The following is a 20,899-nucleotide window of genomic DNA, read 5'->3' on the forward strand; positions in this document are numbered from 1 at the left end:
GAGGATGAATGTGAATTTATCGGTGATATTTGGTGGAGAGAAATATAATTTTAAATCATTAAAAGATGTCATGGCCAAGGCCAATGAAGAAAAATCAGGTGATCAGCTAGCGGGAATTGCAGCTGAAACCGTTCAGCAACGTATAGCTGCGAAGGCAGTACTAAGTGAGCTTCTAGTGAAAGATATCCGTGAAAATCCATTAGTGCCGCAAGAAAATGATGAAGTTTCACGCATTATTGAGGGCGATATTAATGAGCAAATATATGGAGAAATAAAAAACTGGAGCATTGAGCAGCTACGCGAATACATCTTATCGAATGATACGGGTGATCGTGAGTTAAAGCGTTTAAGCAAAGGGATGAACTCTGAAATTATTGCAGCTGTCACGAAGCTAATGTCAAATCTAGATCTCGTTCATGCAGCCAATAAAGTAGAGATTTTATCGACATGTAATATTACTATCGGTCAAAAAGGTACGCTGTCATCACGTTTACAGCCAAACCATCCAACCGACAATATCGACGGTATTATTGCTTCCCTAAAGGAAGGTCTGTCCTATGGTATTGGTGACGCTGTCATTGGTATTAATCCTGTGGATGATTCAGTTGAAAGTGTCAAAAAGGTATTAACTGCTACAAAAGAATTTATCAATGATTGGTCAATTCCTACGCAGAATTGTGTATTAGCCCATATTACGACACAGATGAAGGCCATAAAACAGGGTGCACCAGCTGATATGATTTTCCAAAGTATTGCTGGCACTGAAATTGCCAACCGTTCATTCGGGATTTCAGCAGATTTAATACGAGAAGCAGAAGAGCTCATTAAAAAGCAGGGGACGGGTACTGGTCCGAACCTATTCTACTTTGAAACAGGCCAAGGTTCAGAACTATCAGCAGAAGCTCATATGGGCATCGACCAAGTAACACTTGAATCTCGCAATTATGGATTTGCTCGACACTTCAACCCTTATATCGTTAATACAGTAGTTGGTTTTATCGGCCCAGAGTATTTATACAACAATAAACAAGTAATACGAGCGGGTCTTGAGGATCACTTCATGGGCAAAATGCATGGTATCCCTATGGGTGTAGATATTTGTTATACAAACCATATTAAGGCAGATCAAAATGATGTGGAAGATTTAAGTGTGTTACTGACAGCGGCTGGCGTTAACTTTATTATTGCGGCGCCAATGGGTGATGATGTCATGCTCAACTATCAATCAATGAGCTTCCATGATGTAGCTACATTACTACAAACATTTGGAAAAAAACCAGCACCAGAATATTTAGCGTGGCTTGAGAAAATGGGCATTTATGAAAATGGTCGACTTTCAGCTAGGGCTGGCGATTTATCCATTTTTGAAAGGTAGGTGAGTCGAGTGAATGATCAATTAGTCTCTATGATTACACAACTTGTCATGGAAAAGATGGAGAAAACTACTGAGGGGCAAGCTCCAGAGGTAATCACAACACGAACAGAGGAGCCGCTTATTAAGTTCTATGATACAGCAGCAACTAAAGGTGCTACAGAATTAGCAAAACCTATGTCTACAACAAGTGAACCATTAATTCAGCTGTATCAGCAAGGAACTCCTCAGCAGGCACATATAGCTCCTGCAACTTTTGAACAACCGTTAAATGTAGCTGTACCCATTAAGCCTTTTCAGTTTGAGGCAGACACATTAACGGACAGTATACAGGCGGCTAAAAAACATACACCAGCTCGGATTGGAGTAGGTAGAGCGGGCACAAGACCAAAAACAAAAACATGGTTAAAGTTCCGTCTCGATCATGCCGCTGCAGTGGACGCTGTGTATGGTGAAGTGACAGAAGATCTTTTACAAAAAATTGATGTCTTTCAAGTGACAACGAAAGTAACAGATAAAGAGGAATACATTACAAGACCTGACTTAGGTCGTCGTTTATCAGATGAAGCCAAGTCATTAATTCAACAAAAGTGCAAGCAACAGCCGAAAGTACAGATTATTATTTCGAATGGCTTAAGTGCGAGTGCGATTGAGGAAAATGTACAAGATGTTTATTTAGCGCTTCAGCAAAGTCTTAGCAATTTAAATATTGATATAGGCACAACCTTCTATATCGATAAAGGCCGAGTGGCGCTCATGGATGAAATTGGTGAGTTGTTACAGGCGGAGGTAATTGTTTATTTAATTGGTGAGCGTCCTGGACTAGTATCAGCTGAATCGATGAGTGCTTATTTATGCTATAAACCTAGAATCGGCACAGTAGAAGCAGAGCGTATGGTCATATCTAATATCCATAAAGGAGGCATCCCACCATTAGAGGCGGGCGCGTACCTTGGAACAATCGTACAAAAAATCTTGCATTACGAGGCAAGTGGGGTAGAGCTTGTCGCAAAAGAAGGTTAGGAGGCTGAAATATGAATCCTCAAAAAATAATGGCCCAAATTTTGGCGATGCAAACTATTCCAAGAGTTAACAGTGAATTAGCAGAGCAGCTAGATTTGAAGCCGCACCATCATAGTATTGGGCTCGTGACGCTCACAATTGATGATGTAGGATATGTAGCATTAGATGAAGCAACGAAGAAGGCAGATATTGATGTTGTCTATGCGAAAAGTTTCTATGCAGGAGCGGCACATTCATCTGGCCCCTTGTCGGGGGAGGTTATTGGCATTATTGCTGGAAGCTCACCTGATGAAATCCGTAGTGGTCTAGATGCCATTCAACAGAAAATAGAGTTTGACACGTACTTTGAAGCTATTAATAACAATGTCAACCATGCTTTGTTTGCCCATACGGTGGCAAGCTGTGGGACGTATCTTGCCGAGCTAGCAGATGTAAAGATTGGCACACCTCTTGCGTATTTAATCGCACCGCCATTGGAGGCAGTTGTTGGTTTAGATGCAGCATTAAAGGCGGCAGAAGTAGAGCTAAAGGTTTTCTTTGGCCCTCCATCGGAAACAAATTTTGGTGGCGGTTTATTAAGTGGCAGCCAATCTTCCTGTGAGGCTGCGGCACACGCTTTTAGGGAAGCCATTGAAAATTTAGCAAGAAACCCAGTGATTTAGAAAGGAGGCGGCTTTATGGCCACATTAGACAAAGACTTATTAGCTATTCAAGAAATGAGAGATGCTGTTAAACATGCTAATACAGCACAAGCTGCCTATATGCAATTTTCACAGCAACAAGTAGACAGCATCGTTAAAGCTGTTGCGGATGCTGCCTTTAAGGAAGCGGATCGCTTAGCCAAAATGGCTGTGCAAGAAACAGGGATGGGTATCCCTAATCATAAAAAAATGAAAAACGAAGTTGCTTCACGAGATGTCTATGAAGATATTAAAGAATTAAAAACGGTTGGTATCGTAGGCTATGATCGTATGAAAAAAGTGGCAGAGATTGCAAGTCCTTTTGGGGTTATTGCAGGAATTGTGCCAACGACGAATCCAACATCTACAGCTATTTTTAAAACATTAATTTCTTTAAAAACGAGAAATGCCTTAGTGCTAAGTCCTCACCCATATGCTGTGAAATGTACAAAAGAGGCGTTAGACGTTTGCCGAGTAGCTGCTGAACAAGCAGGTGCACCAGAAGGTTTACTACAATGTTTAACAATGTCTTCTATGGAGGCAACACAGCAGCTAATGAAGCATCCTGATATTCATTTGATTTTAGCGACAGGTGGCGGCGCATTAGTGAAGGCGGCGTATAGCTCAGGAAAACCTGCTTATGGGGTAGGACCCGGGAATGTCCCAGCTTACATCGAAAAATCAGCAAATATTCAAAAGTCTGTACGTCAATTGGTGCACAGTAAATCGTTTGATAATGGCACAATTTGCGCTACAGAGCAAGCTATTATTGTAGATAAAGCAATTGCAGAGCAGGTACAAACAGAATTAAAGAAAAACGGTGCCTATCTTTTAAATGCTGAAGAAAAGGCTAAAATGGAAAAATTAATTTCACCAGTTCCTGGAAAGGTGAATCCACAAATCGTCGGCAAATCAGCAACCTGCTTAGCGGATTCTGTAGGCATCACTGTACCAGAGGATACTAAAGTACTTGTTGGCTTAGAAACGATGATTGGTAAAAACATCCCGTTTTCTCTTGAAAAATTATCACCTATCTTTGCCCTCTATACGGTAGAAAACAGTACAGAAGCTAAGCAAGTGATGATTGACCTTTTAAATATTGGTGGACGCGGACATACATGCTCGATTCATACTGAAAATGCAGCTTTAGCAGAGCAATTCTCCGTTGAATTACCAGTATCTCGTATTGTAGTGAATACACTATCATCTATTGGTGCAGTAGGTGGCACAACTGGATTAGCACCATCCTTTACATTAGGCTGTGGTACATTTGGCGGCAATATTACGTCAGATAACATTACAGCAAGACATCTTTTAAACATTAAACGTATGGCTTATGGCATTAAGGATGTAGAAGTGCCAAAACCAGAGTTTGAAGTACAGTCCGTTGTTGAGTCGGTTGTCTCACAGGAGCCTTCTTTAGACACAACAATGGTTCAACAAATCGTTGATCAAGTATTAAAACAAATCACATTACAAAATAAATAATTTGGAGGAATGACAAATGAGTACAGCATTAGGAATGGTAGAAACAAAAGGTTTAGTAGGAGCAATCGAAGCAGGAGACGCAATGGTAAAAGCAGCAAGCGTTAATTTAGTAGGTAAAGTACATGTTGGTGGCGGTATCGTAACGGTTCTTGTTCGTGGAGATGTAGGTGCTGTAAAAGCAGCAACAGATGCAGGTGCAGCAGCAGCACAACGTGTAGGGGAACTTTTATCAGTTCATGTAATCCCACGTCCACACCATGAATTAGAAATGATTTTACCAAAAGCAGAAGCTTAATATATCAGCAATGAGAGCTGATCCAACTAAAGGATAGCTCTCCTTCTGTCATCAAGTAACAACAATCCATTTAATATAGAGGTGGCTAACGTGACAACAGCAACAAAAACATTTCCAGTGGCCATTTCGGCTCGTCATATTCATCTAAGTGAAGCGGACTTACAAGCACTTTTTGGTCCACAAGCAACGTTAACAAAGGATTTTGACTTATCACAGCCTGGACAATTTGCGGCAAAGGAGCGTGTCTCCATTGAGGGACCGAAAGGCGTTATCCATAATGTCCGAGTACTTGGTCCAGTAAGAGCAGCTACGCAAGTGGAAGTCAGCCGAACAGATGCGATGAAACTAGGGGTAACCCCTCCGCTGAGACAGTCAGGAGATATTGACCATTCAGCAGGCATCAAAATTAGTAGCCAACATCATGAATTGACCATTGAGCAAGGAGTCATTATTGCACAGGCACATATTCATATGACTGAGGAAGACGCGAAAGCATTGGAAGTCCAAAATAATGATTTGGTTTCTGTAGAAGTAATCAGTGACCGCCCAGTTACATTCCGTGGTGTAGTTGTACGCATTTCCAATGATTTTAGTTTGGAAATGCACATTGATACGGATGAAGCAAACGCTGGTTTTATTGAACAACAGGCACAAGGAACTTTAGTAAAAGTAACAACGTAAGGAGGAGGCAAGATGCAAGAAAAATTAGTGCAAAAAATTGTTGAAGAAGTTCTGCAGCAAGTTTTAAAAAATCAATCTTCCCCTCCACATGACGGTAAAATTCCAATTGGTGTATCCGCCCGCCATGTCCACCTTGCACAAGCAGAAGTGGAACAGCTCTTTGGTGAGAATTATCAGCTTACACCAAAGTTTGAGCTTTCCCAACCTGGGCAATTTGCTGCGGAGGAAACCGTAGTCATTGCTGGTCCAAAAGGATCGATTGAGCGTGTACGTATACTGGGTCCAGCTCGTTCATTGTCTCAAGTGGAAGTTAGCTGGACAGATGCCATGAAACTAGGGATAAAACCCCCATTAAGAATTTCAGGTGATATACAAGGCTCTAGCCCAGTTACATTGATTGGTCCAAAGGGGAGTGTCGTGCTAAATGAAGGACTCATTATTGCACAAGCCCACATTCATATGTCCCCAGAAGACAGTGCGAAATTCAATGTAATGGATGGACAGTCTGTACAAATCAAGGTAGAAGGTATTCGCCCAATTATTTTATCGAATGTGGTTATCCGTGTATCAGAGCGTTATCGATTAGAGATGCATATTGATACAGATGAAGCCAATGCAGGTTTAATTCAGCAAGGAACAGTAGCAGAAATTGTTCAGCATCAAGTGAATGAGCAACCGATTCCAGTGAAAGAGCAGTCTCCAGTCGTAGCAAAGGTAGAAAAACCAGCTATTTATCATTATGACAAAAAGCTACTTTCACAACTGGAAGTGCTAGAAATAGATGCGCAAGAAATTGTCGTGCCAAAGAAAACCATTGTAACGGCGTTAGCCTATGATAAGCTGCGAGAGTTAAATAAAACGTTAACAATCCGTTCTGAGTAGCAAATTAATCTGTGTAACATAAAGAGGGTGAAGTTCATGCAAATGGGAAGAGTGATAGGCAGTGTATGGGCAACACGTAAGGAGGAAGGGCTGAATGGTTTAAAACTACTAATCATTCAACCAATTGACTCCAATCAACAGCCGATTCGCACTGAAATTGTAGCAGCTGATCGTATCGGTGCAGGGATTGGTGATGATGTCCTAATAACAAGTGGCGGTTCATCACGCTATATTATGAAAGAAAATCCGTTACCAATCGATGCAGTTGTTATAGGTATTATTGATTCTACTGAAGTGATGAGAGGTGAGGACAATGAGTAGCGCAATTGGCATGATTGAAACAAAAGGATTGGTAGGTTCTTATGAAGCGGCTGATGCGATGATTAAATCTTCTGACGTGACAATCGTCAAGCAGGAATTCGTTGATGGTGGCATTGTGACTGTGGTCGTGAAAGGTGACGTAGGTTCTGTACAAGCAGCAGTAGAAGCTGGAAAAGCGGCTGCTATGCGTGTTGGAGAATTATTAGGCGCTCACGTAATTCCAAGACCTGATGACGAGGTATTCCAAATGATTAATGGACCAGAGGTACCGAAGAAAAAGCCGGCTTCTACATCTACATCAACACGTGCTAAAAAAACAACCGAAGCAACACCAGCGACAGATAATCGAGGTGAAGCATAATGGCATTTCGTAAAAATAAAATCGCTGTGATTGGTGCCGGTCATACTGGTTCTACATTGAGTTTATTTTTAGCACAAAAGGAACTAGGCGATGTCGTGCTCGTTGATATACCCGAAGCTGAGAACCCAACTAAAGGGAAGGCATTGGATTTATTACAGACAGGCCCAATAGAAAAGTTTAATGTATCTATTAAAGGGACGAGTAATTATGAGGATATTGCTGGTGCAGATATCGTAGTCATTACAGCAGGAATCCCTCGAAAACCAGGCATGAGCCGTGATGATTTAGTGACAACGAATGCTAAAATTATTCAACAGGTTTCAAGACAAATAAAACACTATGCTCCAAATAGTATTGTCCTCGTGTTAAGTAATCCCGTTGATGCCATGACGTATGTATGTCACAAGGAAACAGGCTTTGCTAAAAATCGTATCATTGGTCAGTCTGGTGTGTTAGATACAGCTCGCTTCAACACGTTTGTTGCACAGGAGCTACAAATTGCACCTGAAGATGTCTCTGGCTTTGTGCTAGGTGGACATGGTGATGAAATGGTACCATTAATTCGTTATTCCTATGCAGGAGGTATTCCGCTAGAAAAACTCATCCCCCAGGATAGACTCCAGCAAATCGTCGAACGTACACGTAAAGGTGGCGGTGAAATTGTCGGTTTATTAGGCAATGGTAGTGCGTATTATGCACCAGCTGCTGCATGCGCGCAAATGGTCGAAATCATTATGAAAGATCAACGAAAAATTGTCCCTTCTATTGCCCTATTAGAAGGTGAATATGGGTACCAAAACCTGTATCTAGGGGTACCAACAATTTTAGGCGGCAATGGTATCGAATCTGTAATCGAATTGCACCTAACAAATGAAGAACAAGCAGCGCTTCAGCATTCTGCGGAGGCTGTTAAACAAGTAATATCCATTTGCCAAAACATAGAGTAAAGAGACTCTACTTTGATGAATAGAAAGAATCCCCATCTTTCTTTCGATTGAAAATGAATGGCAGCTCCTAAAAATGTTTGATTGGAAACCGAACATTACTCGAAAGCTAGTGAAAATTCTCCTAAATATATACCTCTCTTTGATTAAGAGAGGACGAGCTGTAGCAAGCGCATCGTTTGCTACAGTTTTTTTATTTTGTAAAAAGTGCTTTTATGCAAATAAGTTAAAGGAAGTTGACTTTGCCCTAAGGGGAAAGTGTATAACGGATATAAGACATAAATGAAAGGGAGAAGTGATGGTGTGATATCAATTGGTGAATTTTCGAAAATTTGTGGTGTATCAACGAAAACGCTCCGCTATTACAGTGAAATTGGTTTAATTCATCCTGAGGAGATAAATGAAGAAAACGGCTATCGCTATTATTCCATTAAACAATTGAAAAAAATGCTCTTTATTAATCGTTTAAAATCCTATCAATTATCGCTTGAGGAAATCAAAACGCTCGTAATGATGGAAGAACACGAGCAAGAAGAAAAACTATATGGTGTCCTCAGACAAAAGAAAAGGGAATTGCAGGAGCGTATGAAGGCTTATGATTTTACAGTGAAGCAAATCAATCATGATTTACTCCATATAAAGAAGGGTGTATCAATTATGTCTTATCTGGATGATATACCTATCAAACTCGTTGAGACGAAGCAGCAGACAATACTGACTAGACGGCAGTTGCTGACTGGTGAAGATTATAAAGAGGGATATCACCATTTTTTCCAAACACTCTATGAGAAAATCGCTAAGGAGCAATACACCCTACTTGGGAAGCCGATGACGATTTATCATAGTGCTGAATATGATCCTCTTGGTAATGATACTGAATTTGCTATTCCTATTAAAGAATCAGTGAACGGAACAAGAGATTTTCCAGGAGGACTTTGTGCAAAATCCGTGTTAAAAGGCGCTTATAATGAATTATCTGCAATTTATGCCAATTTACTAGAGTGGGTGAAAAAAGAGGGCTATGAGCTAGTGGATTCTCCTTATGAAATTTATATAACAGATCCCAATCAAGAGCAGCATACGGAAGACTGGCTAACAGAAGTTTATTTTCCAATCAAGAAAAAATAATAAGGAGGTTGAAATGATGGGAGTTAATTGGAATATACCTGCATCAGATAGATTGAGCTTGAATGAATCCTTTATAAAGGAAGCGTATCGTAATATAACAGGTATTGTAATTATCAGAAATGGAAAGCTAGCATATGAAAATTATTTTCAGAAGAACGACTCAGAGCAAGCACAGCATGTGGCATCGGTCACTAAGAGTGTACTATCCGCACTTATCGGCATTGCCATCGATAAAGGTTTTATTAAGAGTGTCGAACAACGGGTATTGGACTTCTTTCCTGAGTATCGAACAGATGATGACGTTAAACAAAAAATGAATATACGACATCTTTTAACAATGACAGTTCCCTATCCGTTTCAGGATTGGCATGAGCCACTCGATATTTTATGTCAGCAAGATGATTGGGTGAAATATATCCTCAATAGTATGGGGGAGGGAGGAGCAGTCGGCCATTTTAAGTATTCCTCAGCAGGAGCTCATTTACTTTCTGCCATTCTGACGCAGAGCACAGGAAAGACGGCCCTTGCATTTGCCAATGAATATTTATTTCAACCGATAGGAATAAAAGAAATCCCGAATTATCCAATGACTGGCTATGGTTTTGACGATTTATTCGGAAAAAACGTGAAAGGATGGGTGCATGATCCGAATGGGCTTTCTACAGGCGGCTGGGGATTAACAATGACGACAAGAGATATGGCCCGAATAGGCTCTTTATATATGAATAAGGGTTTATGGAATCACCAAAGAATCCTGTCAAAAGCATGGATTCAAGAATCTATCGCGGGAAATTCACATCATTATGGCTATTTATGGTGGCTACGAGAGGAGGAAGATTTCTTTTCTTATGCTGCAGTTGGCGATGGCGGCAATATAATCTGTTGTATTCCTTCACTGAACACAGTAGTTGCTATCTCTTCACTCTTTATGGTCAATGCTCCAGATAGATGGTCGTTTATCAAGGAACATATTATTCCAGCATTAATGCAATAATATCACAACCTATATCATAACAAACCTTATCACCTCTACTATAATCAAAGGAGGAGGGATGAGGGTGAATAACATCATACAGGAGATGATTGATTGGATTGAAGATCATCTCTTAGAAGGCTTTTCATTAGAACATTTAGGGAAGGATATGGGCTATTCCTCGTATTATTGTTCGTTTAAATTCCATCAAATAACGGGGATCACAATTAAAAAATATGTTTCATTACGCAAGGTATATTTGGCCTCTGAAGCATTAAAAAAGTCGGAAGAAAAAATGATCGATATTGCCTTACATTATGGCTTTTCAACACAGGAGTCCTTTTCTAGAGCCTTTAAAAAGGTCTTTGGTTTAAGCCCTCATGAATTCCGAAAGTCCCCACAACCTTTGCAAACATTTGTAAAAAAGAATTTAAAGGATGAAAGAGGATGGTTTACAATGGATATTTCTTCAAAACTAAAAATTGAAGCATTGCAAGAGAAAATACATGCGCAATATGATCAAGCGATATTGAATGTTTTAAATGGTCAAATGATGTACGAGGAGTTTTCGAAACAGCAATTAATGGGGAACAGTGATTATGTACCTTTTAATGAAGCCATGTGTACCAATCAAACAGCAAGCCCTATTTTGGGTGAAGAATTTAACAAAATTCGTGCCGCTGGACACCAAGTAGCGGTCCAGGACTATGAGCGTATAACAGTGAATCCTTTAAAGTCATTGTGGACCAAAAACTATCAATGTATCGTTTTATGGTTTGGGGATGATATGTTTTGTCAAATGAACTTGCTAACTGTACTTGCTTTTCTGGAGCAGCAAAAATACGAAGGCAAAGTTTATTTCCATATGGTACAGGAAGCGACCTATGATGTGAATGAAATTGAGATCGTGCTTGGAGACTATTTAAAGATTTATCAAGACGTTTTGATCCGCCATCGTATCCCAGAGGAAACGCTTTTACCAGTAATGTATCAGGGCATACAATTATATTTTGACTATTTAAAAGAAGAAAATGATATTTCTACTTATATTATGAAACATGTTGATCAGTCATCACAGGAATTGTTAACACAATTATTTCGCCTCTTTCCTCAATATGGGCTCGGAGATACTCAGTATTTAAAAATAATAGATAAAGTGAAAAATGAAAAATCTGAGTAAAACTACTAAACGGCCCACAATATACAAAATTTTCGAAAATATGATAAACTTATAGCACAAGGAGGATGAAAGCATGACTGTTCAACAATTTACTGACTATGTTAAGAAGATGCAGCATTATGAGGAAGCACTCAATGTAATTTATTGGGATATGAGAACGGGAGCACCTAAAAAAGGGTTAGCACAACGTTCAGAGGTAATAGGTACATTATCAGCCTCCTTATTTGATATGCAAACGAGTGAAGAATTAGGTGAGCTACTATTAGCCTTAGAGGCACAAAAATCAGATCTTGATTATGTGACACTTCGTTTAGTGGAAGAAGTAAGAAAGAATTACGATCAAAATAAAAAAATTCCTGCTGAAGAGTATAAACAATTTGTAATTCTACAATCAAAGGCGGAAACGGCATGGGAAGAAGCAAAGGAAAGCAATAATTTTGAACTATTCCTACCATTTTTAGAGGAAATCATTCAATGGCAAAAAAAATTCATTCAATATTGGGGCATTAAAAATGGATCTTCCTATAATACATTGCTCGATTTATATGAACCAGACATGACGACAGATGTATTAGACCAAGTATTTGGTGATTTACGAGAATCCATTATAACACTTGTACAAAAAATTGCTGATTCATCGAATAAACCGGACACAAGCATGTTATTTAAGCATTTTCCACGTGAAGCTCAGCGTGAACTATCACTAGAGATGCTAGCTCAACTTGGTTACGACTTTGATGCTGGCCGTTTAGATGAAAGTGTGCATCCATTTATGATTGGCTTAAACTATGGTGATGCTCGTATTACGACTAAGTATGATGAAAATGACTTCCGTTCAGCTATTTTTGGTACAATTCATGAATGCGGTCACGCGATGTATGAGCAAAACATTGATGAAAAACTTGCAGGTCTGCCATTAGCCACAGGTACATCAATGGGGATTCATGAATCTCAATCATTATTTTATGAAAATTTTGTTGGCAAAAATAAAAAGTTCTGGGAGCATAACTATGAGCGCCTTCAACACTTCTCACCAGCTCAATTTGGTGATGTTGCATTAGCCGATTTTTTACGTGCCATTAATATGGTCGAACCATCTTTTATTCGTATTGAAGCGGATGAATTAACGTATCCACTACATATCATGATTCGCTATGAAATTGAACGTGATCTGTTCAATGGGGAATTACAAGCGAAGGATCTCCCACAAGTATGGAATGATAAATATGAGGAATATTTAGGTATTCGCCCTGAGACAGATGCAATGGGAGTACTACAAGACATGCATTGGTCAGGTGGCATGTTCGGTTACTTCCCATCCTATGCGTTAGGAATGATTTATGCAGCACAATGGAAGCATGCGATGGATAAGGATATTCCTCATTTTGATGAGTTATTAGAAAAGGGCGAGCTTCTACCTATTCGTGAGTGGCTAACAGATAAAGTTCATCAATATGGAGCATTGAAAAAGCCATTTGAATTGCTACAGGAGGCGACAGGGGAAGGCTTAAATGCCAAGTATCTTGCAAACTACTTACAAGAAAAATATACAAAGCTATATCAGTTATAAAAAAAAAAGCGATTTCTCTATAATGAGAAATCGCTTTTTTTCTAAATACTTACCACAATTGATAGCCTTTGGAGCCGGCCGGTGAATTCGAAATAATATCGAAAATTGGCACGGTGTAAGCGAATAAAATTAAGGCTACTAAAATGACAAGCCACACTTTAAAGTTTTCTAAAATAGCCGGTGTCGGACCACTAAGCTCATGTACATCCCCAATAGGGAACTCTTCTTCACCCTTAGGAGCAAACCAAGCTAATTTCACGACGATATAAATAATGATTAGGATGGCGATAAAAAGAATCGTTCCTCCCACAGCCTGTGCAATTTGATAAGGAATCCAATCGTATGCCTGTGAAGCACCACCATATTCTGAGTAATCTGACCGACGGGGTGCACCGATAAGACCAGCAATATGCATAGCAGAAGACATAATAGTCATACCGACTGCCCATAAGATACCAGCGAAATTACTAAGATTGTTTAAAGCCTTTGTTAAAGTACGTCCTGTTAAATGTGGAATTAACCAGAAGGCCGCACCAAAGTATGTTAGAACAACAGCGGTTGCAATTGTTAAATGGAAATGCCCAGTCACCCAAATAGTGTTATGGATTAATTGGTTCATTTGATAGGAGGCATTGACAATACCGCCAGCACCACCAGGAATGAATGCCACCATACCGATAAATGGAACGAAGAAACGAGAATCTTTCCAAGGTAATTTTTTGAACCATCCGAACAGTCCTTTTCCACCTAATTCTCGACCACGTAATTCGAACATGGCAAACATCGAGAAGGCTGTCATTAAAGATGGAACGATTACAGCAAATGTTAAGACAACTTGAATGAACTTCCATGTACTATCTATACCAGGCTCTGTTAACTGATGGTGAATCCCAACAGGAATAGAGAAGAGTAAGAACAGCATAAACGAAAGTCTTGCTAAAGAATCGGAGAAAATTTTTCCGCCAATGACCTTTGGAATAATCACGTACCAAACCATATAAGCAGGTAATAGCCAGAAGTAAACAAGTGCATGACCGAAATACCAGAAAAGGGTACGAGATAGGGCAACATCGACACGTTCAATTAAACCTAATGACCATGGTAACAGTTGGATTAATACTGAAGCTGCCACACCAAGTGTTGCAACGAACCACATTAAATTATTTACAACTACCATAAATGATAATAATGGGCTAGGCTGACCGCTACCTTTATTTTCTTTGCGCCATTGAGCATAGCGTAAAATTTGACCTGCGCCGCCCACCCAAGAACCAACAACGACTAGTGTAAGGCCTAAATAGAAAATCCAGTGTGCCTTTAGCGGTGCATAAAACGTATAAAGAACAGTTGCTTTATTCAATAAAACCATTGTTGCCGCAGCGGCTGTACCGATTGTCATTAACCAAAAGCCAATCCAACCAAGTCTGCGTTGACTGTTAGTAAATGTACCAGAAGTACGACTTACACTGGCAATTTGGAAACCGTAAATAAAGAATGTAGTTAAAATAAGACCGAGTAATACTCCGTGTACGGTTAACACTTGGTAGTAGCCAATGCCCGCTGGTAAAGTAAATTGACCAGAACGTACAAATACTTGTAATAAACCTGCAAGACCACCTAATAGCAATGCGATAAATGCCACATATATATGCGCCATTGCTAGCTTTGCATCGCGACGATCTACTTTTGTCATTGAATTAGTGTGACTCATTTGAATCCACCACCTTTAGCATAGAGTGCATCATCGTATGTCCTGTACCACAATATTCATTACATACGATTAAAAACTCGCCTACTTTGTTTACTACTGTTACATATTCTGAAATATAACCAGGCTCAAGCATCATGTTGATATTCGTACCTGCAACTTCAAAACCGTGCATGACATCTTCGCTTGTTGCGATGAATTTTACCTTTGCACCAAGTGGTACCTCAATTTGTGGAGGATTATAATTGAATGCAGAGGCTATTATGACTACCTCATAATCCCAATCTTTGCCCTCTACCTTATGGACTCCTGGATTATCAAAAGGTGCTGTCTCTTTCACTTTCTCGTAATCTAGTGTTTTTTTACCATTGTTCGGATGGGAGCCTTGATGAAATGCTCCGATACCGAGAATGATTAGGAATGCGACTAAAGTAGCAACTCCGAACACAAGCCAATACTTCTCATACTTATGTATGTGCATATGTTTCTTTCCCTTCCTCGTAGATTAAAACCGTCCAATGAACAAATCAAAGCAGTACACCCAAAGTAAAATAATGATGATACCTACTCCAAAAACTGCATAGAGTGAACCTTTTAAATTCTCATCTGACTTCTTTTTATTTGCCATTTTTGCTCCTCCTACGCTTTTTATAGTTGGTGTTTCTTACAGTCATCATATATAAATTCAATGCAATTTGATGTGAAAAAAATCACACTTCTAGACAAATTGTGTGAAGAAAGTGTGAAGAATGTAGGGGAGAAAAAAACAAGCTATCTCAAAAGTCATCGAGATAGCTTGTTTCATTGTTATATTTAGCTTTTTTTTAATAAAAACAATAGATGTTAAGGAAGTATGATCAATGTATATAGGCGAATGGCAAATTTAAAACATATATGCTGTATGCTCTTGCATATAATGTCTTATTTGGCATAGACTTTAAACCTAGCTTTCTACTCCGCTTCTTCCTCAATTGTTAATAGAACTGTTAGGGCACCGACGCTTGGGACCGAAACTGGGAGAGCAAAGGCCTTCTCAAAGCCATATAATTTTGTATTGCCCACCATCACAGTTGGCGGAGTGATGTCAATTTCTAAGCTTTCTTGCCCAACAGCTGTACATAAATTTCCTGCAATCATGTTACCAAATTCCCCTGTAAAGGATTCTAGCATTTCTCCTTCAAGCGGCATACCGAACATCGTACTACCGATTCCACTGAACACTTCAGGAGAGGAGTCAATGATGACACGACCCTTTAAATCTCCGACTAAACCAATTAATACACCCATTTGCTGCTGTTGAAAGGGTTCAGAAATAATACTAGGCGACTTTACTTCTATATCCATAGGTAGAATTGATTTTAAAGCGTGAATAGTCCCGTTTAAAATAGTTTGAAAGTACTTCGAATTACTCATCATTACCGCATCCTTTTTCCGACTTTTCTACATCTTACCATGTAAAAAGGGTAAGATGAAAGTATGTCTTGACGAATTAACAGGAAATTTATAATATATTAGTGAGAATGATTTTCAAATTCAATGAATTGGTCTGAAAGACACGAGAAAAACACTACATTAAATGAAAAGGAGCGGTCAGCAATGACATTCGTATTGATTGGAACAGCTGTAGCCATCTATATTGGAGTAGGGAAATACGTCATGAAACAGGCGACTGCACATTTGAAATAAGAAATTATATAAGAAAAAACATGAAGCATGGTCCGAGCACTCGGGACCATGCTTTTTTGTATTTTTCGAAAGGTAAAAAGATATCTTAGCGGTTTACAAACAGTATTAATTGTTTTTCTGAAATAATTATAATAAATAGAATTTTTATTTTTTTCTGAAAACTATTGAAATAACCTGTTAACCTCTGATAAAATTTTAAAAAATGGAATCGCGTTTCATAATATGGAACGGAGGGGGAAAAATGGGATTGAATATTTTAGAAGTAAAGGATTTGAAAATAGGTATTCAGCAAAATAAAAAGGATATTTCCATTGTGAATGGGGTGTCATTTCAACTTGAAAAAGGTAAAACATTGGGGATTGTAGGGGAATCTGGTTGTGGAAAAAGTATGACATCCTTATCTCTTATGGGGTTATTGCCTTCTGGAGTTGAATGGCAAAATGGAGAGATTTACATAGATCAAAAACAAATTCCTAAAAAATTGAAGAAGGAATGGCGAAAGATTCGTGGGAAAAAAATTTCAATGATATTTCAGGAACCGATGAGCTCCCTTAATCCAGTGTATAAGGTAGGCTCCCAAATCATTGAAATGATTCATAGTCATGAAAAAATTTCAAAAAAAGAGGCACATGAGCGAGCGGTTGATATGCTTCGCCTTGTTGGTATTCCTCGTCCCGATAAAGTGGTGAATGAATATCCACACCAATTATCTGGTGGTATGAGACAACGGGTGATGATTGCCATGGCATTGGCTTGTGGACCAGAAATATTAATCGCAGACGAGCCTACTACTGCATTAGATGTAACTATTCAGGCACAAATTCTAGAGCTAATGAAAGACATACAAGAAAAACTGGACATGTCCATTATTTTAATTACCCATGACCTTGGCGTTGTGGCTGAAATCTGTGAGAAAGTGATTGTCATGTATGCGGGTGAAATAGTTGAAGAAGCAAATGTGTTGGACTTATTTGATCATCCGCTCCATCCCTATACGAAAGGGTTACTAAACTCATTGCCGGATATTGAGACAGAGCAAGAGTATCTTCCGTCTATTGAGGGTGTGGTGCCATCACCAGCCGATATGCCAGCAGGTTGTAGATTTTTCGATCGATGTGAATTTGCAACTGAAAAATGTAAACAGAAACCAGAGTTATTTACTACGTCCATTGGTAGCACGGTTAGATGCTGGTTATATGAAAAGGATGATGTGGGAGGAGGAATTGTAAATGAGCAGTCCATTGTTAGAGGTTAAACACTTGAAAAAATATTTTCCAGTGAAGGGATCACGTTCGGGAAATTTAAAAGCAGTAGATGATGTTTCATTTTTTGTCAACGAAGGTGAGGTTTTAGGAATAGTAGGGGAATCAGGTTGTGGAAAATCCACAATGGGCAAAACACTCATTCAGCTTCTAACACCTACAGAGGGCGAAATTTTGCTGAATGGAGAAAATATAGCCACACTTAGCGCCAAAGAGGTACGTCAAAAACGTCGTGATATGCAAATCATTTTCCAGGACCCTTTTTCTTCCCTTAATCCTCGTATGAAGGTTTTCAAAATAATTGAAGAACCTTTAGTGAATTTTGGAATCGGTACAAAGGAAGAACGGAAACAACGTGTTTTTGAGGTTGCCAAACAAGTTGGGCTTACAGAAAAGCAGCTAGAACGTTTTCCACATGAATTTTCAGGCGGTCAAAGACAGCGCATTGGAATTGCCAGGGCACTTGTATCAAATCCTAAATTGATTGTTGCAGATGAACCGGTATCGGCACTAGATGTATCCATTCAGTCTCAAGTGCTAAATATAATGAAAGATTTAAAAAGGGATATGAATCTTACCTATATTTTTATATCCCATGATTTAAGTGTCGTGCATCATTTTTGTGATCGTATAGGGGTGATGTACTTAGGGAAGATAGTGGAATTAGCTGACAAACATGAATTGTTTAATAATCCGAAGCATCCCTACACGAAAGCATTACTTTCTGCATTACCGAAGTCTCATCCTTCAACGGTTAAAGAACGAATTGTCCTTAGTGGAGATGTGCCAAATCCAGCGAATCCGCCATCAGGATGCACTTTCCATACGCGGTGTCCAAGCTGTATGGAGATTTGTAAAGTGACACCACCGAAATTGAAAAAAATTAGTGATCAACATGAAGTTTCTTGTTTACTTTATGAAGAACAAATGGAGCGATTAACATGAGCAAAACATTGGAAAAAGGGATCAATATTTTAACGTTATTTACGGAAGAAAAACCTTCTTGGCGGTTAGACGAACTAGCTATAGAAACCGATATTCCTAAACCGACCTTACATAGATTTCTAAAAACATTTACGGATTTAGGCGTATTAAAACGGCCATATGTTCAAAGTGGTGGACAGGTAGTTTTAAGTGATCATTATTTACTAGGGAATAAACTAATTGAATTGGGGGCAATAGCTGCTAATTCCATAGAGATTCGTTCGTTAGCCATTCCATATATGAAAATGTTACAACAGAAATTTGATTTGGCTGTTCAATTAGTAGTATTGGATGAAACGGACGGCCTTTATATAGAAAAAATAGAAAGTCTAAAGCCGGTTCTATTATATACAAGAGTCGGAAGAAGAGCACCTCTTTACGCAGGCGCTTGCTCACGTATTCTTTTATCTTTTCAATGTGAAGAGAAAATTAACGAGGTTCTTCATAAACCTCGAAAAAAATATGCGAGTGGAACCCCTCATACGGATAAAGAAATTCATGAACTAATTGAATTTGGTAAGACAAATGGCTATGCCTACAGCGTGTCAGAACTAGAAGAAGGAACTGTATCAATAGCGGTGCCAATTTTTAATAGTGATCGAAAAGTAGAGTACTCCATTAGTATTGCTGGTATAGAATCACTACTACCACAAGAAAAAATTAATATGTTTTTAGAGGGACTGTGGGAAACTGCTGCGTTAATTTCGGCTGAACTAGGTTATTCGATGCCATATCCTTATGGCGTATAAATAGCACAAACATAAAAGGGGATGAACAATAATGAAGAAACAAAAATGGCTAGCGCTATTACTAGTTTGCATGATGATTATTTTGTCAGCATGTAGTGGCGGTACATCAACAAAAGAGGATAGTAAAAATAGTAGCAAATCTTCTGGAGAAAACGCTGCGCTCACAAGGGGTAATGAATTAGTTGTCCGTGTGGCAGGAGATCCTCAAAACTGGGACCCGATTGATACGTTTTTACTGTCTTGGAGTACCGTAGCAACATCAGTATTTGAAGGATTAGTTAGTCGTTCTTTAGATTTAGAAATTCAACCTGGATTAGCGGAATCTTGGGAATATAAAGATGAAAAAACAATTGTCTTCCAATTACGCCAAGGCGTTACCTTCCATAATGGTGAACCATTTAATGCGGAGGCCGTTAAATTTACTTTTGATCGTCTGCTAGGTGATGAAGGTCAAAAAGGTCCTCAATATTCAAATTACACTTCCATTGATCATGTTGAAGTAACGGGTGAATATGAAGTAACGATGCACTTAAATTCTATAGATCCAGTATTACTTACAAAACTATCAGGTTATGGTGCCGTAATCGTACCACCTAAATATATTCAAGAACAGGGAGCAGAGAATTTTGATATGAAACCTGTTGGTACAGGTCCGTTTAAAATGACAGATTATCAACGAGATAAACAAGTGGTAATTGAACGTAATGAAGATTATTGGAATAAAGATGCTATTAAACTAGATAAAGTTACATTTAAAGTAATTCCAGAAACAGCAACAGCACTTGCAGAATTACAAACAGGCAATATTGATATTATGACACGTTTGGAAGTTTCTCAAGCTGCAACAGCAGAAGGAACTGACTTTATTGAATTAATGGAAGTGTCTACACCTACAGCTTATTCAATTCGTTTTGATACGGCGCAAAAGCCAGTTGATGATGTACGTGTTCGTCAAGCTATTAACTATGCTATCGATAAAGAAACGATTGTAAAAGAAATTTTAGGTGGCTATGGGAATCTGATAAGCTCATTCCAAAGTGATTTATCATTTGGCTATAATAACGATTTAGAGCCATATCCATATGATCCTGAAAAGGCAAAAGAATTGCTGGCTGAAGCGAAAGTTCCTGAAGGTACTACATTAGATTTCTTTATTCCAGGTACAGATGGAACATTTAAAGAGATTGCACAAGCAGTAGCGTTTTACTTAGAGGAAGTTGGAATTAAAGTATCGATTAATAGTGTGGAAAATACGACATTCCAATCAGAGTTAATTCCTCAAGGAAAAGCTGGCCATATGTATAAAAATGGTTGGGGTGGCTGGACGCTGGACTTTGATAATACCGCTTATTTAATGTATCACGAGGGAGAATTCTGGAACCCATCCTATAAAAATGACAAAGTAGAACAATTATTAGCAGCAGAGCGTGCCACTATTGATAATGACGAAAGACAAAAGGTCTTTAAAGAGCTTACAGAAGTATTATATGAAGATGCAACTGAAGTCAACTTATATTCTGAAGTTGAAATATACGCAGTGAATAAACGAATAAAAGGCTTCCAACCACCACATGATGGCCGCTTTAATTTTGCAGGTGTCACTGTCGAGTAA

At 38.9% G+C, this 20,899-nt stretch carries 22 protein-coding genes; 18 read left to right on the forward strand and 4 right to left on the reverse strand.

Going from position 1 to position 20,899, the window contains the following annotated elements:
* Positions 1–4 precede the first annotated feature (4 nt).
* The 14 genes from MKX57_RS07770 (at position 5) to MKX57_RS07835 (ending at position 12,898) form a co-directional block, all read left to right on the forward strand.
* Positions 5–1,375, forward strand: a complete 1,371-nt coding sequence (locus MKX57_RS07770; RefSeq protein WP_008176446.1) for an ethanolamine ammonia-lyase subunit EutB — start codon at positions 5–7, stop codon at positions 1,373–1,375.
* A 9-nt stretch (positions 1,376–1,384) separates the two neighbouring features.
* Complete coding sequence (eutC, locus tag MKX57_RS07775; RefSeq protein WP_089985108.1) at positions 1,385–2,395, forward strand: ethanolamine ammonia-lyase subunit EutC; 1,011 nt, start codon at positions 1,385–1,387, stop codon at positions 2,393–2,395.
* A gap of 11 nt (positions 2,396–2,406) precedes the next feature.
* Positions 2,407–3,057: an ethanolamine utilization microcompartment protein EutL gene (gene eutL, locus MKX57_RS07780; protein ID WP_089985106.1), complete on the forward strand. Its 651-nt coding sequence runs from the start codon at positions 2,407–2,409 to the stop codon at positions 3,055–3,057.
* Positions 3,058–3,072: 15 nt separating this feature from the next.
* The gene (locus tag MKX57_RS07785; RefSeq protein WP_089985105.1) at positions 3,073–4,563 is read left to right on the forward strand and encodes an aldehyde dehydrogenase family protein; all 1,491 of its coding nucleotides are present in this window, start codon (positions 3,073–3,075) and stop codon (positions 4,561–4,563) included.
* Positions 4,564–4,579: 16 nt separating this feature from the next.
* Entirely contained in the window at positions 4,580–4,858 is a 279-nt protein-coding gene (locus MKX57_RS07790) for a BMC domain-containing protein (RefSeq protein ID WP_008176438.1), read from the forward strand.
* Positions 4,859–4,948: 90 nt separating this feature from the next.
* The gene (locus MKX57_RS07795; protein ID WP_342532443.1) at positions 4,949–5,539 is read left to right on the forward strand and encodes a phosphate propanoyltransferase; all 591 of its coding nucleotides are present in this window, start codon (positions 4,949–4,951) and stop codon (positions 5,537–5,539) included.
* A 12-nt stretch (positions 5,540–5,551) separates the two neighbouring features.
* Positions 5,552–6,421: a phosphate propanoyltransferase gene (locus MKX57_RS07800; protein WP_008176435.1), complete on the forward strand. Its 870-nt coding sequence runs from the start codon at positions 5,552–5,554 to the stop codon at positions 6,419–6,421.
* A 36-nt stretch (positions 6,422–6,457) separates the two neighbouring features.
* Positions 6,458–6,742 (forward strand): EutN/CcmL family microcompartment protein, encoded by a 285-nt coding sequence (locus MKX57_RS07805; protein ID WP_008176433.1) that lies wholly within the window; start codon positions 6,458–6,460, stop codon positions 6,740–6,742.
* Entirely contained in the window at positions 6,735–7,103 is a 369-nt protein-coding gene (locus MKX57_RS07810; protein WP_342532447.1) for a BMC domain-containing protein, read from the forward strand. Before MKX57_RS07805 ends, MKX57_RS07810 begins: the two co-directional genes overlap by 8 nt.
* On the forward strand, positions 7,103–8,050 hold the full coding sequence (gene mdh, locus MKX57_RS07815) for a malate dehydrogenase (RefSeq protein WP_239354408.1): 948 nt from the start codon (positions 7,103–7,105) through the stop codon (positions 8,048–8,050). Before MKX57_RS07810 ends, mdh begins: the two co-directional genes overlap by 1 nt.
* 300 nt (positions 8,051–8,350) lie before the next feature.
* A complete protein-coding gene (locus MKX57_RS07820; RefSeq protein WP_107922002.1) occupies positions 8,351–9,175 on the forward strand; it encodes a MerR family transcriptional regulator in 825 nt (274 codons plus the stop codon).
* A 13-nt stretch (positions 9,176–9,188) separates the two neighbouring features.
* On the forward strand, positions 9,189–10,169 hold the full coding sequence (locus MKX57_RS07825) for a serine hydrolase (RefSeq protein WP_239354409.1): 981 nt from the start codon (positions 9,189–9,191) through the stop codon (positions 10,167–10,169).
* Between the two features lie 64 nt (positions 10,170–10,233).
* Entirely contained in the window at positions 10,234–11,328 is a 1,095-nt protein-coding gene (locus tag MKX57_RS07830; protein ID WP_342532450.1) for an AraC family transcriptional regulator, read from the forward strand.
* Between the two features lie 73 nt (positions 11,329–11,401).
* Positions 11,402–12,898 carry a carboxypeptidase M32 gene (locus MKX57_RS07835; protein ID WP_342550882.1) on the forward strand — a complete coding sequence of 499 codons (1,497 nt, stop codon included), beginning with the start codon at positions 11,402–11,404 and terminating at the stop codon, positions 12,896–12,898.
* A gap of 49 nt (positions 12,899–12,947) precedes the next feature.
* Here MKX57_RS07835 and MKX57_RS07840 read toward each other — a convergent pair whose 3' ends face one another.
* The 4 genes from MKX57_RS07840 to MKX57_RS07855 form a co-directional block, all read right to left on the reverse strand.
* Positions 12,948–14,609, reverse strand: a complete 1,662-nt coding sequence (locus MKX57_RS07840) for a b(o/a)3-type cytochrome-c oxidase subunit 1 (RefSeq protein WP_089985098.1) — start codon at positions 14,607–14,609, stop codon at positions 12,948–12,950.
* On the reverse strand, positions 14,596–15,087 hold the full coding sequence (locus tag MKX57_RS07845) for a cytochrome B5 (protein WP_312144378.1): 492 nt from the start codon (positions 15,085–15,087) through the stop codon (positions 14,596–14,598). Before MKX57_RS07845 ends, MKX57_RS07840 begins: the two co-directional genes overlap by 14 nt.
* A 24-nt stretch (positions 15,088–15,111) precedes the next feature.
* On the reverse strand, positions 15,112–15,234 hold the full coding sequence (locus tag MKX57_RS07850) for a hypothetical protein (protein ID WP_009370491.1): 123 nt from the start codon (positions 15,232–15,234) through the stop codon (positions 15,112–15,114).
* A 323-nt stretch (positions 15,235–15,557) separates the two neighbouring features.
* The gene (locus MKX57_RS07855) at positions 15,558–16,019 is read right to left on the reverse strand and encodes a chemotaxis protein CheX (protein ID WP_008176411.1); all 462 of its coding nucleotides are present in this window, start codon (positions 16,017–16,019) and stop codon (positions 15,558–15,560) included.
* A gap of 514 nt (positions 16,020–16,533) precedes the next feature.
* Between MKX57_RS07855 and MKX57_RS07860 the strand changes: the two genes are divergently transcribed.
* Genes MKX57_RS07860 through MKX57_RS07875 form a run of 4 tightly spaced genes read left to right on the forward strand, consistent with a single transcriptional unit; the run spans position 16,534 to position 20,899 of the window.
* The gene (locus MKX57_RS07860; protein WP_171365159.1) at positions 16,534–17,547 is read left to right on the forward strand and encodes an ABC transporter ATP-binding protein; all 1,014 of its coding nucleotides are present in this window, start codon (positions 16,534–16,536) and stop codon (positions 17,545–17,547) included.
* Positions 17,522–18,499: a dipeptide ABC transporter ATP-binding protein gene (locus MKX57_RS07865; protein WP_043990133.1), complete on the forward strand. Its 978-nt coding sequence runs from the start codon at positions 17,522–17,524 to the stop codon at positions 18,497–18,499. Before MKX57_RS07860 ends, MKX57_RS07865 begins: the two co-directional genes overlap by 26 nt.
* Positions 18,496–19,287: an IclR family transcriptional regulator gene (locus MKX57_RS07870; protein WP_008176403.1), complete on the forward strand. Its 792-nt coding sequence runs from the start codon at positions 18,496–18,498 to the stop codon at positions 19,285–19,287. Before MKX57_RS07865 ends, MKX57_RS07870 begins: the two co-directional genes overlap by 4 nt.
* Positions 19,288–19,318: 31 nt before the next feature.
* Complete coding sequence (locus MKX57_RS07875) at positions 19,319–20,899, forward strand: ABC transporter substrate-binding protein (protein WP_008176402.1); 1,581 nt, start codon at positions 19,319–19,321, stop codon at positions 20,897–20,899.

It is taken from the genome of Lysinibacillus sp. FSL M8-0216, from assembly GCF_038595555.1.
GTDB classification, from domain to species: Bacteria; Bacillota; Bacilli; order Bacillales_A; family Planococcaceae; genus Lysinibacillus; species Lysinibacillus fusiformis.

What these genes read in the sequence shown, in the direction of transcription:
- MKX57_RS07840 (WP_089985098.1), bottom strand. Translation starts at nt 14,609, where the DNA reads ATGAGTCACACTAATTCAATGACAAAAGTAGATCGTCGCGATGCAAAG.
- MKX57_RS07860 (WP_171365159.1), top strand. Translation starts at nt 16,534, where the DNA reads ATGGGATTGAATATTTTAGAAGTAAAGGATTTGAAAATAGGTATTCAG.
- MKX57_RS07835 (WP_342550882.1), top strand. Translation starts at nt 11,402, where the DNA reads ATGACTGTTCAACAATTTACTGACTATGTTAAGAAGATGCAGCATTAT.
- mdh (WP_239354408.1), top strand. Translation starts at nt 7,103, where the DNA reads ATGGCATTTCGTAAAAATAAAATCGCTGTGATTGGTGCCGGTCATACT.
- MKX57_RS07790 (WP_008176438.1), top strand. Translation starts at nt 4,580, where the DNA reads ATGAGTACAGCATTAGGAATGGTAGAAACAAAAGGTTTAGTAGGAGCA.
- MKX57_RS07855 (WP_008176411.1), bottom strand. Translation starts at nt 16,019, where the DNA reads ATGAGTAATTCGAAGTACTTTCAAACTATTTTAAACGGGACTATTCAC.
- MKX57_RS07875 (WP_008176402.1), top strand. Translation starts at nt 19,319, where the DNA reads ATGAAGAAACAAAAATGGCTAGCGCTATTACTAGTTTGCATGATGATT.
- MKX57_RS07805 (WP_008176433.1), top strand. Translation starts at nt 6,458, where the DNA reads ATGCAAATGGGAAGAGTGATAGGCAGTGTATGGGCAACACGTAAGGAG.
- MKX57_RS07785 (WP_089985105.1), top strand. Translation starts at nt 3,073, where the DNA reads ATGGCCACATTAGACAAAGACTTATTAGCTATTCAAGAAATGAGAGAT.
- MKX57_RS07850 (WP_009370491.1), bottom strand. Translation starts at nt 15,234, where the DNA reads ATGGCAAATAAAAAGAAGTCAGATGAGAATTTAAAAGGTTCACTCTAT.
- MKX57_RS07770 (WP_008176446.1), top strand. Translation starts at nt 5, where the DNA reads ATGAATGTGAATTTATCGGTGATATTTGGTGGAGAGAAATATAATTTT.
- MKX57_RS07845 (WP_312144378.1), bottom strand. Translation starts at nt 15,087, where the DNA reads ATGCACATACATAAGTATGAGAAGTATTGGCTTGTGTTCGGAGTTGCT.
- MKX57_RS07800 (WP_008176435.1), top strand. Translation starts at nt 5,552, where the DNA reads ATGCAAGAAAAATTAGTGCAAAAAATTGTTGAAGAAGTTCTGCAGCAA.
- MKX57_RS07865 (WP_043990133.1), top strand. Translation starts at nt 17,522, where the DNA reads ATGAGCAGTCCATTGTTAGAGGTTAAACACTTGAAAAAATATTTTCCA.
- MKX57_RS07870 (WP_008176403.1), top strand. Translation starts at nt 18,496, where the DNA reads ATGAGCAAAACATTGGAAAAAGGGATCAATATTTTAACGTTATTTACG.
- MKX57_RS07825 (WP_239354409.1), top strand. Translation starts at nt 9,189, where the DNA reads ATGATGGGAGTTAATTGGAATATACCTGCATCAGATAGATTGAGCTTG.
- MKX57_RS07810 (WP_342532447.1), top strand. Translation starts at nt 6,735, where the DNA reads ATGAGTAGCGCAATTGGCATGATTGAAACAAAAGGATTGGTAGGTTCT.
- eutL (WP_089985106.1), top strand. Translation starts at nt 2,407, where the DNA reads ATGAATCCTCAAAAAATAATGGCCCAAATTTTGGCGATGCAAACTATT.